Source organism: Mucilaginibacter sp. L196 (genome assembly GCF_009765905.1).
In the GTDB taxonomy this organism is placed as follows: domain Bacteria; phylum Bacteroidota; class Bacteroidia; order Sphingobacteriales; family Sphingobacteriaceae; genus Mucilaginibacter.
This window is the reverse complement of record NZ_LMUO01000015.1, coordinates 1,255,828-1,273,725: the sequence shown is the minus strand read 5'-3', so window position 1 is coordinate 1,273,725 and position 17,898 is coordinate 1,255,828. Positions and strand designations below refer to the sequence as shown.

The following is a 17,898-nucleotide window of genomic DNA, read 5'->3' as shown; positions in this document are numbered from 1 at the left end:
TGGTATTAAGAATAGAAAGATGGATGCGGCAGCTCCTGATTTAAAGCCCAGTTCCCTAATTCTTTAATTTTATAATCAACAGGATCATGAAGGGTATGTGTCCGGAGGTTTCTCCAGTACCTGTCCAGTCTTGCTGTACCGGTAGTAGCCCTTGAGCCCATTACTTCAAACATTTTATTACAAACAAACAACCCCGCACGCGTAGTGGTCACTTTAGCACTGGCGACGTCAAGAGAGCATTTGCCCCTTTGGTTCTCTGTGATCGATTCTCCCGCTTCCCAACATCGTTGCAAGGTTTCCGCTGCCTGGTCAGTCAGATATTTTGCCGCTTGAAGTTCTATAAACATATTACCATAATTTGCAAGTACATAAGGGTCTTCCTGTGGCATGCTAACTCCGGATGAAAGCCATGATCTGGTTTGTGCACGGGTGTAGTTCTTTGCCTCAGCAAAGGCACCTTCAGCAAGTCCTAAATAAATATTTGATAATATCATTTGTGCAATACATGGGCGTAAAGAAGCTCTTATGCTTCCTAGTGGCCCTGGGCTTTTTAAAAGTTCTTTCTCAAAAACGGAAACCTGCTGAAACTCTACGGTTCCGCTATCAGTTTGCCTCTGGCCAAAATTATCCCAGTCTTGATGTATATAGATACCTTCCCGATCAGAGGGTACGGCACCTACAATTAATTTACCATCTTCTATAGCCGATAACAGCATCATATCCGAATCATAAGCTCCGGAGCAAAAGCTTTTTCTGCCATTGACGATGCGCAGATCGTTCACCCTTTCAGACTGGGTATTCAAATCTAAGGGATTTAAGGCATTTCCCCAAAATAGGTTTTTTGCAGCTGTTTCCTGAAAAAAGTGATCGCGCTGTTCTTTGTTTCCAAAAAGCTCTATGGTAGCAAGTATCAGGTGCTGGAAACCAAACAAATGTGCAATGGAGCTATCAACGCGGGCAAATATCCTTACGATCTTTAAAATATCTATCCAATCGGCTCCAAGCCCGCCATCCTGTTTGGGGATAAGTAAGTTAAGAAGACCGCTTTTTCGCAAAAGATTACGTTCTTCCAGTGCTGAACCGCCTTCCTTGTCTCGCTGAACTGCTGTTTCTGCAAAAATATCCGCCAGTTGTCTGGCAGTGTCGAAAGGATGTCCTTTGATCAAATTTTCAAATGCTGATTTCTCTAGAGTGGATTCCATAAATTTTGAATCTGTTTAAAACCTTTGCCTAAGCAACTAAAGGAGATTATTTTTGTTTTTCTAATGTTGATGTCTGATAAGCCGTGATCTCGCCAAACGGACTCAGATAATTGGGCTTTTCAACCTGGTGCTTCAGGTCAAGGGGTAATAGCGGAAAGACCAGTTCTGCAAAACGGTAAGCTTCTTCCAGATGAGGGTATCCCGATAATACGAACTCCTCGATGCCCAGGTCATAATATTCCAGCATCCTTTGCGCCACAATTTCCGGACTGCCCACCAGCGCTGTACCAGCCCCGCCTCTAAGCAGACCAATCCCTGCCCAAAGATTCGGGCTTATTTCAAGTTTATCTCTTTTTCCCTGGTGCAGTTTGGTCATCCGGCTTTGCCCTTCAGAATCAAATCGCGAGAATATCTTCATGGCAGCTTCAATGCTTTCATCGGTTACATATTTTATCAGGTCTTCTGCTGCTGACCATGCTTCCTGCTCCGTTTCCCTTACAATTACATGAAGCCTGATGCCGAACCTTAGTGTTCGCCCTTCTGCCGCTGCCAGCGTTTTCATAGCGTGTATTTTTTCGCCAACCTGTTCCGGAGGCTCTCCCCAGGAGAGATAAACATCGACATGTTTTGCGGCTACTTTTTGTCCTGCTGGCGATGAGCCTCCAAAGTATAGCTCCGGATAGGGTTTTTGCAATGCGGGTAGAAATAATTTGGCTGCCGTAGCTTTTAAATGAGTCCCCTCATAGTTTACATCCTCATCGCTCATCATGCCCCGCCAGATATCTAAAAACTCATCAGTTATGGCGTAACGGCTGTCGTGGTCGTCAAATATGCCATCCGCGGCAAGCTCAACCGGATCGCCGCCGGCTACCACATTTATTAAAAGGCGTTGCCCTGAATGGCGATCAAATGTAGCTGCCATGCGTGCTGCAACAGCCGGAAGCATTAAGCCTGGGCGTACAGCTATGAGGAATTTTATTCGTGTTGTTACTGGTATCAATGTTGATGCGATAATCCATGCATCTTCGCATGATCGCCCGGTTGGCAGTAGCGCTCCATAGTATCCCAGTTCATCAATAGCCTGCGCTACCTGGCGCAAATACCCGGCATTTGTGGAACGTGCACCTTTATCAGAGCCGACATAACGGCTATCACCATAAGTCGGTATAAACCAAAGAACTTTCATAGTAGAGTTTGTTTTTAAGATCAGCTAGCTGTTAAACCAGTATCGTTAGCCGTTGTGTATTCAGCAGAGCCTACTTTTTGAATAAATAGATAAAGCGCTTTTTCTAGTCTGGATTGCAACTCAGCCTCCAAAACAAAGCCATTGTCATCAGCATGGGCAAAATGAAGGTCAGTGATATAGACGCCCTGCAAAATATCAGAAGCGCCTAAAACTGATAAAACAGGTTTAATAACAAAGTCAATAGCTAATAAATGAGCCATACTTCCAGCGGTCGCAATTGGAAAAACGGTCTTGTCTTTCAGGGCATATTGCGGTAAAATATCAAGTAACGCTTTCAATGCTCCTGAATATGCACCTTTATAAATGGGAGTTGCCAGCAGTACACCTTTTGCCGCGGCAAGGCTTTCTTTAAATGGTAGGAAGTCCCCACTGTCATATTTCCCGTGTAGCAGGTCTTCAGCCGGGAAATCCCTTACACTGACCAGATGAGTTGACAGGTTGTTTTCCCTGAAATATTTTTCGGCATAGAGTAGGATGGCGTGTGATTTGGACCTTTCTACAGGGCTTCCAGATATCAATATAATTTCTGACATAGTTATTGGCGCGGATGAAATTTAATTAAGAAAAAGATTAATTTTTTTATACCGTAACCGGGTTAAAGTGGTCTTCCGGCCTCCTTTTGTCCGATAGCTTCTCTTTTTCGAATTCCCTTACCAGGGGCAATACATTTTGGCCAAAGTAAGCCACCTCTTCCTGGAAATGCAGGAATGCTGACAGGATCAGATCAACACCTGTTGCCTTCAACTCAATGATGCGCCGGGCAATTTGTGCAGGTGTACCTATTAAATTGGTCTTGAAACCATCGTTGTATTGTACCAAATCTTCTAAAGTTGATTTAGCCCAGTTCCCTTCACCTTCAGGCGATGATTTTCCTGCCTGTTTGGCTTCGTGGCCAAAGGCCTTTACCGCCTCAACATCTGCCTGATCAATAATCTGGCGAAGTACTTCCTGAGCCTCTTCCTCTGTATCGCGCGCAATAATGAAAGCATTTACACCAATTTTTACTGTGCGGCCTTCGTTTGCAGCCTTAGTTCTGAGGTCATCAGCTTGTTTTTTAATTTCCTCCGGTGTATTTCCGTTGGTAAAATACCAGTCAGAAACTCGGGCCGCCATATCTCTTGCGGCACGTGAACTTCCTCCCTGGAAAATTTCGGGATAGGGTTGCGCCAATGGCTTTGGCTTTAAGGTATAGTTATTAAACCGGTAAAAATTGCCTTTAAAAGTAAAATTATCCTCTGTCCAGATGCCTTTAAGTGCACGGATGAACTCTTCTGAACGTCTGTACCTTTCGTCATGTTCCAGCCATGGCTCACCAATTGCGGTGAATTCGCCTTTAAACCATCCGCTTACGATGTTTACAGCTGTACGGCCGTTAGTAAACTGATCAATAGTGGCAATTTGTTTCGCGGCGACTGCCGGATTCCATGGGCCGGGCAATAAAGCAATAATAAGCTTAAGCCGGGTAGTTGCCGCTAATAATGCATGACTAAAGGCAACAGGTTCATGCTGGAAGTCGGCTCCATAACCAGCAGTGAACCTGATTTGGCTAAGGGCATAATCGAACCCGTTTTCTTCTGCTATCTGGGCTAATTTGCGGTTATAGTCAATATCCCAGCTGGTGCGCTGCTGAATTTTACTGACAACCAGTCCTCCGCTTACATTGGGTACCCAATAGGCAAATTTTATCGGTTCTTCAGTCGTGTTTTTCTGTTTATTGCTCATGACTTGTATTTTATGTTGAATAGATATTGTTAATACTCGCTAACAGCAGTTTCTAAATGCGCTGCTGTAATTTTAATGATCCTGTGATTTGGGAGGTTAGCAAGATGATCCGAACTGCCAATCTGATCTGCTTCTACCACATCAATTCCATAGCCGGATAAGGCAGCCCGTTCAATTGGATTGCCGGATAGCAGGTGGATATTTGCGAAGCCCAGCTCGTTGAAAATTTGCGCGGTGGCCCTAAATTCTTCATTAGCTTGCCGATTCATATATAATAATACGCCCCTACCGTTTTGGGTGATCATGTGAAGAGCCTGATCTACATTATCAGCGAAATGTTCGGATTCAAAAGCATCTGTGCCACCATCGGATCTTTGTATCTGTACAAACATTGGGTTTTTCCTGTTCCCGTCATCTTTTACAAATGCATGGTGATATTTGCCTGTATCTGTTTGGATGAAAGTGATCAGGTTGAACAAGCCGTATTTTGTAGGAATAGGGATAGCTGTTTCTTTGCAGATAATCTTTTCAGTGCGCAGCCGATAGTCGATCAGATCTTTTATAGAAACTATTTTTAGCTGAAATCGCGCAGCGACCTTTATCAGATCAGGCAGAAGAGCCATCGTTCCGTCATCGTTTAATATTTCCACAATTATACCTGCGGGCCCAAGGTCGGCAAGCGATGCTAGATCTATAGCCGCTTCCGTATGCCCGGCCCGTTCCAGGACACCACCTTCAGCACCCTTTAACGGAAATAAATGTCCTGGTCTCCCCAGCTCATCCGCTTGGGTGAGCGGGTCAATAAGTGCCAACGCTGTTTTAGAGCGATCTTTAACTGATACACCAGTGGTGCATCCTTTCCCTATCAGATCAACCGAAACCGTAAAATTAGTTTCATGGACTGAACTGTTTTTGAGAACCATCGGATGAAGGTTCAGTTCGTCGCAGCGTTTAGCAGTTAGCGGCGCACATATAAGCCCGCGCCCATGAGTTGCCATGAAGTTAATCACATCAGTGGTCGCGTTTGCAGCTGCGGTTACAAAGTCCCCTTCGTTCTCCCTGTTTTCATCATCTACTACAATAACTACTTTTCCGGCTTTTATCTCTTCAATGGCTTCTTCAATACTATTGAGCTTTATTTCCATAAGACAACTTGTTGTTTGTGTGGCAACAGTGAATCCCTTATCCAATACTTGTGCCAATTTTTTAAGTTTCTCATAATAAGATATTTATGTATTTCTTATTAAGAAAGCAGATGCTTGCTGTCAAGCAATATGTTAGTGAGTTGTTGCTGTAGCAGCAATTGGTCGCCTTGAAAGCAAATATTTAAGCAAGCGAAAAGAAGACGTGAACAGGCTATCGGATACTTTATTGATAAGAATAATCATATGATACGATTGCTTGACTGTTGCTACAGCAACAGTTAAGCAACATTAATGATGGTCTGTAAACAAATGCTTTCTAGGTTTTATTCATAATTGATTGATATTTAAATCATTGCGACAATGGTATGGTTTTGGGTTACAAGGATTTGATAAAAAATTAAAACAATTAAAAAATACCGGTATGCCTAAACATGATTATGTTGCTCTTCGTGAGCAGATTAAGGAAATAGTTAATGCAGTAATAAAACCTAACGCAGACCGCGAAGACCGGGATGGCATATGGCCGCGCGAAAATCTGAACGCTCTTGCAGCAGCGGGTTGGAACAGCGTGCTTGCACCAAAAGAATATGATGGTCTTGGCCTTGATCACGTGGCTTTTGCCATTGCTGCAGAAGAAATTGGCCGGGCAAGTGCTTCAACAGGCCTGGTTTATGTGATGCATGTAGGCGCGCTTCAAACCATATTGCTTTATGGCAATGAAGATCAGAAACAAAGGTGGGTACGCGGTGCCAGAAAAGGACTAGTTGGTACGTACTCTACAAGTGAGAAAGCTTCAGGCGGCCATTGGTGGTTTAATTTGAGCGAAGCTTCGAGAGAGGGGGATGATTACCGCTTAAATGCTGATAAGTCATTCACAACAAGTTCAGGCAAGGCTGATTATTATGTTGCGCAAACCCGTACTCCGGGGGCTCTTGGTCCAAAAGATATTTCATTTTTTATTGTGGACGGCAAAGCCGAGGGAATTAAGTCCGGTGCCTGGGAAGCACTTGGGGTTAGAGGAAATCATAGCGGACCTATAAGCTATAATAATGTATTTGTACCGCAAAAGGACAGGTTAGGCGAAGAAAACCAGGGGAAAGATATCATATACAATGGTGTTTCGCCAGTATATTTGATTGGATTAGGATCAGTATGGTATGGTGTGGCGCGCGCGGCACTGGAAGATGCAACACAATACCTTACCAATACCATTCATCGTGATTTTAATAAAAAACTATCTGATTACCAGGTTTTACGTCAGCAACTTGGGGAAGCTAAAGTTGCGATTAGCAGTATTGGACCCTGGCAGCGGCACCTGGCACAGCAGCTGGATGAATTACAAGCAGAAGGACGACCGCAGGGTGAGATTCTACTTGATCTTACAGAGTTCAAGGTTCATGCAGCAGAGATAGCAAACAGTACCGCACGTATAGCGTTGGATGTAAGCGGTGGCTATGGTTACAAAAGAGGTAATCTGGAACGCTATTTCAGGGATGCCAGAGCAGCAATAGGTATGGGGCCTTCCAATAACATTGCCCGTGAATGGATTGGTAAGTCGTTAGTGGGGCTTACTTTAGAGCTATTTGAAGCTGGTGGCGAATAAACATTTCATTATAATTTAAAATACGGAAACCTGGCCGCATTTTTGGCCAGGTTTCTGTATTTGACTATTTACCATCTTTATTCTTATAAACTTCCCGAATAATCCTCAAAATCTCCTGCAGGTGTTCTAATGGAGTCCCTTGATCACCGCAACTAATATCACCAAAATGAACAAAAGCCTGTAAATTAATAGTTTACAGGCTTTTTGTTTTCCGTCAACTGCACAAGGAATACCAAATCATATTTATTCGGTTACCGATGATTAGCTTAATTATTAACAGCATTCTCCTCTGTCAATATAAATGGTATTATTCTTTGCTCAGAGATAAGCCTTATAATGGCAACTTTTAAGTAATTGGAAGTTGTTTGGTGCAGGAATTTCCCCAGTTTCTGTAAACTAAATGTGTTAAGACACTGACATGTTAATTTGTTTTTTTACAAATTTCTTATTGTTTTTTTACAACAAGTGTATCATTATTATAAAGACTTTACAATTAATAAATTTCTTAAAAACCTGATAATCAATTATATAAATTTGATATGTCAAGATTTAAGAAACGGATTTGTTGTTTGATATTCCATCTTCGAGATTCTTGAAAAACGATAAAATCATGTTATAAAACTGGCTTAATATGCCAATAGATTTTAAATGATAGTTAATAAAAGTTTTGTCGCCTTAGGATATTGGTAATAATAATCTAAAGCAGTATGATATAATGTTTCGTCAATAGGCGAATAAAATTACTGGGGACTATTAATTAATAATAGTAACATACAGGTGCAGTCCTGGCCCAATCTGCCGTGAAATGCAAATAGCAAAATAGCGCAACAATCGGTAAGTATGAAGACTCCGTAAAAATAATATAATGCAGCCGAAGACAGTTACAAGCCTGTATAAATGCAGAGTATATTTTAGTCTTGGATTTTTCAAATTTATGATACCTGGCAATTGGAATTTCATTATAATATTTGGATAGTAATGTGTTGAAAATCAATAATTAGTGTGCCAATGGATGTTGAAAAAGTGATTTCATTAATTATTCCAATCTACAATAGGTTGGAGGTGACCAAACAAGGGTTGTTTTATATCTCCCAATCGGTAATGCTATATAACGCTAACGTATCTAGAAATTATTCCGTTAAGATAATTGTTGTAGATGATGGTTCAACTGATGGAAGTTATGAATGGATAGCAAAAGCTTACCCAGAAATTAACTTGATAAAAAGTAAGGGTGATTTATGGTGGACTGGAGCTATAAATATGGGAATAAAACATGCCTTAAATACTTTCGGAAATCTGGAGGGGGTTATTTTACAAAATGATGATATCATAGTAAATATTGACTGGGTTAATAATTTAATTGCCGCCATAACAAATAATAGAAACTGTTTGATCGGGTGTGCTACATCTACGCAAAAAAATAAGGAAATATTAACGTATGGTGGAAGGAAAATGAACGCATGGTTTGCAACAGAGAAGATCATTAATGGTGGTGTTAATAGAAATAAATTTCCCGTCGGTCATGTTGTTTCTTCATTCGATTTGTATGGCAGAGGTTTGTATATACCGGTAGAAGTGTTTAGTAAAATTGGTTTATTCAATAATAACAGATTTAAACACCGCGGAGATATGGACTTACCGTTGAGGGCAAAAAAAGCCGGATACGATTTGCTGGTTTGTTATGACGCCGTTGTATATGAATTGCCTGAGTTTACTTATTCACTTGATATCAAACAAAAAATTTCAATTAAGGAGGCTATATATCTGCTAACAGATTTCAGAAGCTCTAACAATCTAAAACTTATTTTTTATTACTCTCTTGTTGCCACTAATAATCCAATACAATTTGTTGTTTTCTTCACCAGTAATCTTTTCTATAATCTTAGAAGGGTACTTTGGCGAGTGTTAACACCCTTTGCTTGAATTCCACTTTTAATGATTACAGAAGCTGTTTAAGGGTGACTATTCACAATGATACCGTTGCCATTAGAATATTATACGGTTATCACCGAGCCCCACTGTAATAATCATCTAACTCCATTTAAATCTTCATTAACTTAAAATTAGAATCATGAATCAAAACTATGTTAATTTTTTAGGCATTGGAGTTGATGCCATGACTTATGAAGATTTATTTACAAAAATAGATCATTGGATTGAAAATAAAAATGGCCGATCTCATCATATCGCATGTGTAAATGCCTATAACGTCGCGCTTTCTTTAGGAAATAAACAACTTTATCGCATCTATAACAATGCTGATGTTACCGGCGCAGATGGGATTCCATTTGTAAAATGGATAAGAAGGGTGAAAAAGATGAGCTGCGACAGAATTGCAGCGCCAGATACAATTTTACAGTTAGCTGAACACGCTTCCATTAAGAAATATACTTTTTATCTATATGGTGGATCGCCGGAGGTGTGCATCAACATGAAATTATTTTTAGAAGCAAAATTTCCCCATATCAATATTGTTGGATATTATTCGCCACCATTCAGGCTATTGACTAATCAAGAAGAAGAATTCGCGATGGCTGAAATTAATAGGTTAAAGCCAGATATTGTGTGTGTGGGCCTCGGAACCCCTAAGCAGGATTATTGGATTGATACACACCTGGATATAATTAGAGGATCGGTGCTTATTGCAGCGGGAGCCACTTTTGATTTTTTTGGAGGGAGGATAAAGATGGCCCCCGATTTCATTCGTAACTCTGGTTTCGAATGGTTATTTCGCTTACTGGGAAAAGATTTTAAGAGACTATGGAAACGGTATATACTGATGTATAGCTTATTTATGGCTGCTTTTATTTTGCAAACATGTGGGTTAATTAATTATAAGGTAGTTAAGAATAAACACATCTAAATAATCATTAAATAATTAAAATATGAAAACAGCTATCGTTTGTGGGGCAGGTGGTTTTATAGGAGGCCATTTGGTTAATCGACTTAAAAAAGAAGGATATTGGGTAAGAGGTGCCGATATTAAATCAAATGAATATGGAAATAACAGTGCAGATGATTTCGTGCTAGGCGATCTAAGAAACCATGAAGTTTGCGAGTCATTATTTGATCGGAAAATAGATGAGGTTTATCAGCTGGCGGCGGACATGGGAGGTGCAGGATATCTTTTTACGGGGGAAAATGACGCTGATGTTATGCATAATTCCGCATTAATAAATTTAAATATATTGGATTTAAGTAGGATTAATAACGTTGAAAAAATCTTTTATTCTTCTTCCGCATGTGTCTATCCTGAATATAATCAAATGGACCCTGAAAATCCCAATTGTTCAGAAGACACTGTTTACCCTGCTGCACCCGATAGTGAGTATGGTTGGGAGAAATTATTTAGTGAAAGACTATACCTGTCTTATTATAAAAATTGGGGTATACAAATAAGAATTGGCCGGTTCCATAATATATTTGGTCCGCAGGGCACTTGGGAAGGGGGAAAGGAAAAGGTTCCTGCTGCTGTTTGCCGTAAGGTGGCTCAAGCTGAAAATGGTGGTTTAATCGATATTTGGGGCGACGGTAAACAAACTCGTTCGTTTCTATATGTCGACGAGTGTGTTGAAGCCGTGAGGCGCTTGATGATAGGAGATTTCTTAGGCCCGGTAAATATTGGTTCTGAAGAAATGCTGCCAATTAACGACTTGGTTACCCTAGTAGCTAAAGTCGCTAAAAAGGAAATTTTTATAAATCACATACCAGGCCCTTTAGGGGTTAGGGGAAGAAATTCAGACAATACCCTTATTAAGGAAAAATTGGCTTGGGCACCCTCTCAATCTCTTAGTGAAGGCATTGAGAAAACATATCAATGGATAACAGAGCAAGTTGCAAATCCCCAGCAAATTGTTAACTAAAATTTAAAAATATCTTTAGGTATCCAAAAGGCTCGATTAACGTCATGTTTGATAATTATTCGGTTTTATTTAACCAAAGCTTAACTGCTATTTATGTGTAAATAGGATTTAAAAAAACATGTCTCATGCCATAAATCTATTGCCTTTTTTGGTAATAGCTGATTAGCCGGCACTCTTTTCTCTACTTATGAATTTGTTTATTTCCCGGCGCTTTAATAAAACTTATTAAAATTACGAAAAATGGTTATACGCGCTAGAGCGCCGCTTAGACTCGGTCTTGCTGGCGGTGGAACAGATGTTAGTGCTTATAGTGATGCGTTTGGCGGAGCAATATTGAATGCAACAATTAACAAATTTGCGTATGTAACGTTAACGCCTCTACAACTCCCCCAGATTATTATTAAATGTCATGATATTAATGAGCATCATGTTTTTAATAATGTGAACGATTTTGATCTCAATGATAAGCACCTCATATTAATCAAAGGTATTCATAATCGCATTCGGAAAGAGTTCAACATTCAAAAACCGATGTTTTATCAATTAGAAACCTATGTAGATGCCCCTCCGGGGTCCGGGCTTGGGTCTTCATCTACACTAATCGTTACCATTGTTGCTGCATTTGCCGAATGGTTAGGTTTGCCTTTGGGCGATTATGACCTGGCTCATCTTGCATATAGTATTGAAAGGGATGATTTAGGATTATCGGGAGGTAAACAAGATCAGTACGCTGCGACATTCGGGGGATTTAATTTCATGGAGTTTTATTCGGATAGAGTTTTAGTAAATCCATTGAGGGTAAAACAAAATTACATCTATGAGTTAGAGTTTTCCTTAATTCAGTATCATACCGGAACTTCCCGCCTCTCATCGAAAATAATTGATGCCCAGGTACATAACGTTAGTAGTAACTGTACCAAGTCAATAGATGCAATGCATTCATTAAAATCTTTAGCTTTTAATATGAAAGAGTCTCTATTGAAAGGGAAACTAAACGATATAGGCGAACTATTAAATGAAAGTTGGATTTCTAAGAAAAATACTGCCGACGAAGTGAGTAATGACGTTATCGATGAAATATATGATATAGCAATGAAAAACGGTTCATTAGGGGGCAAGATGTCAGGAGCCGGCGGTGGTGGCTATATGATGTTTTATGTTCAGAATGGTTATCTCTATCACTTAATAAAAGTTTTAAATGAATTTGGAGGAATGGTTGAACGGGTTACTTTTTATGAAAGAGGGGTATTGACCTGGAAAACACAATGTTAGTAAATTCTAATATCAGATTTTTGCAAATTTTAGGTTACAACAGATATAAATAGTTATGGCAATTAAGTTTGAAAAAAAATGGAAGCAACAAACTCAACTAGAAGGCCCTTTATTAAAGACTATTGGGTTGATAGGGTGCAAATAGGCTTGTATTCAAATGACGTACAAAATGATAGTATTGGGATGGAGTTAATAGATTTTCCATTATTAAATGAAGCGGATTTTTTGAATGTCAAATTGAATAAGCCAGCTAGTTTATCAAATATTATATTCTCAGCTTATGTAGCGTTACTGTATCGCTATAGTCCACAGCCCGTAGTTGGATTAGGTATAGTGAGAAATGATCACATAGTACCATGTGAAACCCCAATTAACGGTGACATTTGTTTTCAAGATCTAATTCAAAACGTAGAACTTAGTTATACTGAGTCCTTTAATAACGATGGGAGACACATTGCTGAAGAGCCCGATAATTACCGGTGCCTAATTATCCCTGAAATTTCACAAACTCCGTTTAATCATAGTTCTTTAAGTGGGTGTATTTATGATTTAGCTTTATCATTTTATATCGTTAAGAATAAAATATTTGGCCGTTTCTCTTATAACTCAAATCAGTTCGAGCCATTAAAGATCTCCACATTAACTGATCATTTTGGAATATTATTACGCGGTATGTTAAAAAAATCAATGAACAAAATAGGTGATATCCCGATGTTGACAGAGCTGGAGGCACGCAAATTAAGCGAATTCAATGATACGGCGAAGCCTTATCCAAATACTAAAACACTTCATCAGTTGTTTGAGGAACAAGCTGCAATAACGCCCGACCATATTGCATTATATTTTGGAAATGAAATATTTAGTTACACGCAACTAAATGAGCGGTCAAATCAATTAGCCAGGGCTTTAATAATGCGTGGCATTAAAAAAGGAGATAACATAGCATTGCTCGTTGGCAGAAATTTCGACATGATTATCGGCATGTTAGCCATTTTAAAAGCAGGGGGCACCTATGTACCGGTTGATCCCGATTATCCTGAAGAAAGGCAATTATTTATTATAGTTAATTCTGCTGTAAAATTGGTTTTGACTGACAGGGAGACTTTAGTAAACAATTTTAACCCCATAGTAAATTTTATAAATTTCAACTCGGTTGAATATGATTTATTTGATAAAAACAACTTGGAACTGGAGATAAATAGCAAGCAATTAGCTTATACAATATACACTTCAGGCTCTACAGGGCAGCCGAAAGGTGTAATGATTGAACACCATTCGGCAGTAAATCTTGTTTGCTGGGTTAATAAAACTTTTAATATTAGCTCTGATGACCGCCTATTGTTTGTTACATCGATGTGTTTCGACCTTTCTGTATATGATATTTTTGGCGTGCTGGCAGCAGGTGCCGGCCTTGTAATAGCAACTCAGGCTGAAATTAATAATTTTAATAAATTACAATTGATGCTGCAACGATATCAAATTACCTTTTGGGATTCAGTCCCATCTACATTTGACTATTTGATCAGAGAGTTGGAAGCTGGCGATACAGATTTTGTGCAAAATTCATTAAGACTGGTTTTTTTGAGTGGTGATTGGATCCCGGTAAAATTACCAAACAAAATCAAAAAGCATTTCCCATCAGCCAAAGTGATTAGTTTGGGTGGCGCTACTGAAGCTACGGTATGGTCGAACTATTACCCGATTGAGGAAATGGATGAGACTTGGAAAAGTGTACCGTATGGAAAGCCAATTGACAATAATTTCTTTTATATCCTTAATGACCAATTACAACCTGTGCCAATTGGAGTTGCAGGTAATTTGTTTATTGGTGGGGTTGGCGTGGCCAAAGGTTATATCAATGATCCAGTGAGGACAACCGCCAGTTTTGTTAAAGATATATTTAATGACTGCCCGGATGGAATGATGTACCGAACCGGCGATTTAGGCCGGATGTTACCTGATATGAATATGGAATTTCTTGGTAGGGTTGATAATCAGGTGAAAATCAGGGGTTTTCGGGTTGAACTTGGTGAGATAGAAAGTGCATTACATCAAATTCCAGAAATATCGCAGGCTGTAGTTTTAGCGAAGGTCAATCATGATTCAAAAAAATATTTGGTTGGCTATGTTGTAGTAAGAAATGTATTTAACAAGGATGATATTATTAGACAACTGCAAATTAAGTTGCCTCATTATATGATTCCATTGCTCTGGATTCAAATGGATGCCTTGCCATTAAATATTAATGGTAAGATTGACAGGAATGAACTAGCAAATATCGAACTTCCTGAGCGCAAATTGGAGATCAAAGACAAGACAGTACTTTCAGAAGAAAGTATTATGAAGGATATTTGGGAAGATGTGTTTGATGTAAAAGACATAGCGCCAAATAATACTTTTTTTGAACTCGGGGGAGACTCTCTTGACGCTGTTCAAATTTTGTCAAGATTTCAAAGTATTACCGGGAGGCGGATTGCCATTGGAACGCTTTTTAAAAACCCTACAATTGCCTCATTAGCTACCGCTATTGGTAAAAATGATTTAAATTCTAAATGGAAATCACTAGTCCCTATTAAACCTAGTGGAACTAAAACTCCACTATATATTGTCCATGGCAATGGGCTGTATGCAGTAGGTTTCAATGAGTTGGCTAAGAATGTCGATCGAGAACAGCCCGTTTATGGTTTACAGCCAAAAGAATTAGACGAGATTGACAGCGCGATAGAAACAATGGATGATATTGCAAAAATTTATCTTGATGAAATCTTATTACACAATCCTACTGGGCCTTATGCTATTGCAGGGTATTCATTTGGGGGGTTTATTGCAATTGAAATGGCCAGACAGCTTGTTGAAATGGGCAAAACAGTAAAGATGGTAGGCATTTTTGATACCAATAGTGAAAATTGTATTTATAACAAATCTATCAATTCGATCTTTTGGAAAAAAATGATAAGACAAATACCTAAGTTTTTTTGGGTAATTGGAAAATCAGTAATTGAACCTGCTCCTTTTTTAGCATATCATTATAATTATTATGCCAAGAAATTCAAAACTGCTTATGGCAGGATAACTAAAGGAGATATTACAGACATTGAAAAAATCCGGGGGCAAATACTTGAGGAGAACCAAAATTATTACTCAGCCTGGAAATCGTATGTCCTTAAACCAGTTACTTCATATCTATATCTCTTTAAAGCAAGGGATCAATTTAATTATGCCGATGATTTGAAGTCTTTAGGATGGTTTAATTATGCAAAAAGTGGATTGAAAGTTTTTGAAATTCCGGGTGACCATAACACTATTTTACATAAACCAAATGTGAAAGAATTTGCAGTGGTTTTGCAGAATGTGCTGGACAATTGTTAGCAGCAAAGTAAACTAAAGTAGGATTTAAGTTAAATTCAGAAGCTAAATGTGAGCTCATTATGCTTATAATTTAGTAGTAACTCAAGAAGTTACAACATTATTTCTTTAAGTGCCTTTCCCTAAAATATATTTAATATGTTGACTCAAAATTTGTTAGTAACTAACTGCTATCGTTGGAGCCTCTTAGGTTTATTGTTTGTTTTTTCGTCTTGTGCGTCTTATAAACATATTCCCTATTTTCAAGATGTTGATAGGTCGAAAATAACCTCAGAAGCTCTCAATTTTACATCACCGGTTATCCAGCCAGAAGATCAGTTATCGATCAATATTTCGAGTTTGACCCCGGAAACATCTGCCATCTTTGACAACAATATCCAGGTTAATGTTAATAATTCAGGTACTCCAATATTTGGGTATTTTGTAAATCAAAACGGGGAAATTACACTTCCATTGATTAAAACCTTGAAAGTTTCGGGTATGACTACTACACAATTAAGTGAAGTTTTGGTAAAAAAATTGGTCGTATCTCTGAAAGAGCCCACTGTAACGGTGAGAATTTTGAATTTTAAGGTTTCTGTTCTGGGTGATGTTATGCGCCCTAACGTTTATACGGTAAATGCCGAGCGAATTACAATAACAGATGCATTGAGCCTGGCGGGCGATTTAAATATTACAGCAGATCGTCAAAACGTATTACTGGTCACAGAAAGAAATGGCGTCAAAGAATTTATTCCGATTGATCTTACTTCAAAGGAAATATTTAAATCAAGCTATTATTATCTAACTAATAATGATCTTGTATATGTTCAGCCTGCAAGGCTTAAAGTGTCAACAATTGAAACGCAAGGTAGCCGCAATGCAGCTTTATTTGTTTCTGCTATAACCGCTATGATAACATTGGCTTACCTGGTTTTTCACAAATAGTTTGAATCAATTTATATCGCGGCATAAACGTCATAGCATTAATTAACTATATAACTCCTTTTATAGTGTTATTTCTTTTTTTAATAATTGATAAATTGAGCATATGGTACCTTCGAAGATCTATTGTGCCTGCGTGTTTATTATTTGGTTGGGATTATTAGCGGGGAAAAACATAAAAAATGAAACCAAGGGAATTGTTTTAACAGAGCCACGCTTTAGTTCAGAATTACGATCTAATTATTTCAATAAATCAGAGGTTGAATCCTTAAAAAAAAGCTCTAAAGGAAATTTCAATGACCGGTTAACAGATAAAGATATAGCTCACAAAAAAAATAAATATATTGATATAAATAGCGCGTCATTTTCGAATACCCCAAGCCTTATTCAGTCTCTTATTGCAAATAATGTTGTGCTGCATTGTCACGGTGGTGTTTATCATATCGATAACAACATCCAGATACATGATGTGGAAAATTTTCAAATAATCGGCGATGTGGGAACTGTTTTTACAAGCAGCCGAAACAAAATAATCGAATTAAGCGGAACGTTAAAAAACGTTGTGTTAAGCGGGCTTAAATTTTCATCAACAAAGAAAAGCTCGCTGAATGATACCGAAGGTTTAATAGTAATAGCAAATTATGGGGTTCATGATACAATGGACAATATCGTAATTGAAAAATGTCGGTTTACCAACCGGAATACCCAGGCAAATGGTATTAAGGTTATAAGCGAAGGTACTCAGTCAATGATTAATCATCTTAGCATTGATGATAATGTTTTTGCACATATAGGCAGGATGGGTATTGAGTTACAAAATCATTTGTACGAGCCCGTACGTTTGAGATATAAAAACTACGTTATCGCCCATAATCTTTTTTATGATGTAGGAACCATCCAAACTGGGCCGGCTCCATCTTGTATTTCCGTAAGTGGATATGCCTTAAATGGTGAAATTTCCAATAATGAAATAAAGGATATGCATATGAATACTTCAACAAATGTGTATTACGGTATTGAGAATGCAGGAACAGTTGGATTATTAATAAAAGGAAATTATATACATACCATCGGATATGGCTTTACAGGAATTTTAGGATCCGGACCTTCAATAGCCGAGTCGCTGAGTAGGGGACAGCCATTAAAGTCTAAATGGATCATTGAGCGAAATATTATCTCATTGAAAGGGTCTGTACCGGATAAAACTAAAATACGCGGAATGGACATAAGCTATTCAAATGATTACAACATCAACAATAATATTATTCTAACTGATGGTATCGGAATAAAATTAACAGATTGTTTAAGAGGGGAAATTGTTGACAATAATGTATTAGTCAAAAACGGCAACGCGTTGTACCTGCAGGGTATTTGTTCTGGAAATCTTATTTGCCACAATCAACTGGACTGTGCACAAACGCTTAGACAAGGGGTTGTGATGTTCAAAGGTATTCAGACTCGTAACAATAAAGCTTTTGATAATAAAATCCCTAAAATAGATAATCATCCAAAGTGGTATGTGAATTTTGAGGGTGCCCGCGATAATTTCTGACAG

At 38.6% G+C, this 17,898-nt stretch carries 13 protein-coding genes; 8 read left to right on the top strand and 5 right to left on the bottom strand.

The annotated features are described in order from the left end of the window. Positions 1–5 precede the first annotated feature (5 nt). Genes GSQ74_RS16180 through ribB form a run of 5 tightly spaced genes read right to left on the bottom strand, consistent with a single transcriptional unit; the run spans position 6 to position 5,315 of the window. On the bottom strand, positions 6–1,202 hold the full coding sequence (locus tag GSQ74_RS16180) for an acyl-CoA dehydrogenase family protein (protein ID WP_158995105.1): 1,197 nt from the start codon (positions 1,200–1,202) through the stop codon (positions 6–8). A 46-nt stretch (positions 1,203–1,248) separates the two neighbouring features. Beyond that, a complete protein-coding gene (gene ssuD / locus GSQ74_RS16175) occupies positions 1,249–2,388 on the bottom strand; it encodes an FMNH2-dependent alkanesulfonate monooxygenase (protein WP_158995103.1) in 1,140 nt (379 codons plus the stop codon). A gap of 20 nt (positions 2,389–2,408) precedes the next feature. Further along, positions 2,409–2,981 (bottom strand): NADPH-dependent FMN reductase, encoded by a 573-nt coding sequence (gene ssuE / locus GSQ74_RS16170; protein ID WP_158995101.1) that lies wholly within the window; start codon positions 2,979–2,981, stop codon positions 2,409–2,411. 46 nt (positions 2,982–3,027) lie between these two features. Then, on the bottom strand, positions 3,028–4,170 hold the full coding sequence (gene sfnG, locus GSQ74_RS16165; RefSeq protein WP_158995099.1) for a dimethylsulfone monooxygenase SfnG: 1,143 nt from the start codon (positions 4,168–4,170) through the stop codon (positions 3,028–3,030). A 29-nt stretch (positions 4,171–4,199) separates the two neighbouring features. Then, on the bottom strand, positions 4,200–5,315 hold the full coding sequence (gene ribB, locus GSQ74_RS16160; RefSeq protein WP_158995097.1) for a 3,4-dihydroxy-2-butanone-4-phosphate synthase: 1,116 nt from the start codon (positions 5,313–5,315) through the stop codon (positions 4,200–4,202). 421 nt (positions 5,316–5,736) lie between these two features. Between ribB and GSQ74_RS16155 the strand changes: the two genes are divergently transcribed. The 8 genes from GSQ74_RS16155 (at position 5,737) to GSQ74_RS16120 (ending at position 17,895) form a co-directional block, all read left to right on the top strand. Then, entirely contained in the window at positions 5,737–6,918 is a 1,182-nt protein-coding gene (locus GSQ74_RS16155) for an acyl-CoA dehydrogenase family protein (RefSeq protein ID WP_158995095.1), read from the top strand. A gap of 1,008 nt (positions 6,919–7,926) precedes the next feature. Then, the gene (locus GSQ74_RS16150) at positions 7,927–8,841 is read left to right on the top strand and encodes a glycosyltransferase family 2 protein (RefSeq protein ID WP_158995094.1); all 915 of its coding nucleotides are present in this window, start codon (positions 7,927–7,929) and stop codon (positions 8,839–8,841) included. 148 nt (positions 8,842–8,989) lie between these two features. Continuing rightward, the gene (locus GSQ74_RS16145) at positions 8,990–9,781 is read left to right on the top strand and encodes a WecB/TagA/CpsF family glycosyltransferase (protein WP_158995093.1); all 792 of its coding nucleotides are present in this window, start codon (positions 8,990–8,992) and stop codon (positions 9,779–9,781) included. A 22-nt stretch (positions 9,782–9,803) separates the two neighbouring features. Further along, positions 9,804–10,781 (top strand): NAD-dependent epimerase/dehydratase family protein, encoded by a 978-nt coding sequence (locus GSQ74_RS16140; RefSeq protein WP_158995092.1) that lies wholly within the window; start codon positions 9,804–9,806, stop codon positions 10,779–10,781. 240 nt (positions 10,782–11,021) lie between these two features. After that, a complete protein-coding gene (locus GSQ74_RS16135; RefSeq protein WP_158995091.1) occupies positions 11,022–12,053 on the top strand; it encodes a dehydrogenase in 1,032 nt (343 codons plus the stop codon). A 78-nt stretch (positions 12,054–12,131) separates the two neighbouring features. Continuing rightward, complete coding sequence (locus tag GSQ74_RS16130) at positions 12,132–15,422, top strand: amino acid adenylation domain-containing protein (RefSeq protein WP_158995090.1); 3,291 nt, start codon at positions 12,132–12,134, stop codon at positions 15,420–15,422. A gap of 135 nt (positions 15,423–15,557) precedes the next feature. Then, on the top strand, positions 15,558–16,346 hold the full coding sequence (locus GSQ74_RS16125) for a polysaccharide biosynthesis/export family protein (RefSeq protein WP_158995089.1): 789 nt from the start codon (positions 15,558–15,560) through the stop codon (positions 16,344–16,346). Positions 16,347–16,449: 103 nt separating this feature from the next. Further along, positions 16,450–17,895: a hypothetical protein gene (locus tag GSQ74_RS16120; RefSeq protein ID WP_158995088.1), complete on the top strand. Its 1,446-nt coding sequence runs from the start codon at positions 16,450–16,452 to the stop codon at positions 17,893–17,895. The last annotated feature ends 3 nt before the right edge of the window (positions 17,896–17,898 follow it).

Bases quoted from the DNA above. Each gene is read 5' to 3' on its own strand.
- GSQ74_RS16150 (WP_158995094.1), top strand. From the start codon at position 7,927: ATGGATGTTGAAAAAGTGATTTCATTAATTATTCCAATCTACAATAGG.
- ssuE (WP_158995101.1), bottom strand. From the start codon at position 2,981: ATGTCAGAAATTATATTGATATCTGGAAGCCCTGTAGAAAGGTCCAAA.
- GSQ74_RS16145 (WP_158995093.1), top strand. From the start codon at position 8,990: ATGAATCAAAACTATGTTAATTTTTTAGGCATTGGAGTTGATGCCATG.
- sfnG (WP_158995099.1), bottom strand. From the start codon at position 4,170: ATGAGCAATAAACAGAAAAACACGACTGAAGAACCGATAAAATTTGCC.
- GSQ74_RS16130 (WP_158995090.1), top strand. From the start codon at position 12,132: ATGGAAGCAACAAACTCAACTAGAAGGCCCTTTATTAAAGACTATTGG.
- GSQ74_RS16155 (WP_158995095.1), top strand. From the start codon at position 5,737: ATGCCTAAACATGATTATGTTGCTCTTCGTGAGCAGATTAAGGAAATA.
- ribB (WP_158995097.1), bottom strand. From the start codon at position 5,315: ATGGAAATAAAGCTCAATAGTATTGAAGAAGCCATTGAAGAGATAAAA.
- GSQ74_RS16135 (WP_158995091.1), top strand. From the start codon at position 11,022: ATGGTTATACGCGCTAGAGCGCCGCTTAGACTCGGTCTTGCTGGCGGT.
- GSQ74_RS16125 (WP_158995089.1), top strand. From the start codon at position 15,558: ATGTTGACTCAAAATTTGTTAGTAACTAACTGCTATCGTTGGAGCCTC.
- GSQ74_RS16120 (WP_158995088.1), top strand. From the start codon at position 16,450: ATGGTACCTTCGAAGATCTATTGTGCCTGCGTGTTTATTATTTGGTTG.
- ssuD (WP_158995103.1), bottom strand. From the start codon at position 2,388: ATGAAAGTTCTTTGGTTTATACCGACTTATGGTGATAGCCGTTATGTC.
- GSQ74_RS16140 (WP_158995092.1), top strand. From the start codon at position 9,804: ATGAAAACAGCTATCGTTTGTGGGGCAGGTGGTTTTATAGGAGGCCAT.
- GSQ74_RS16180 (WP_158995105.1), bottom strand. From the start codon at position 1,202: ATGGAATCCACTCTAGAGAAATCAGCATTTGAAAATTTGATCAAAGGA.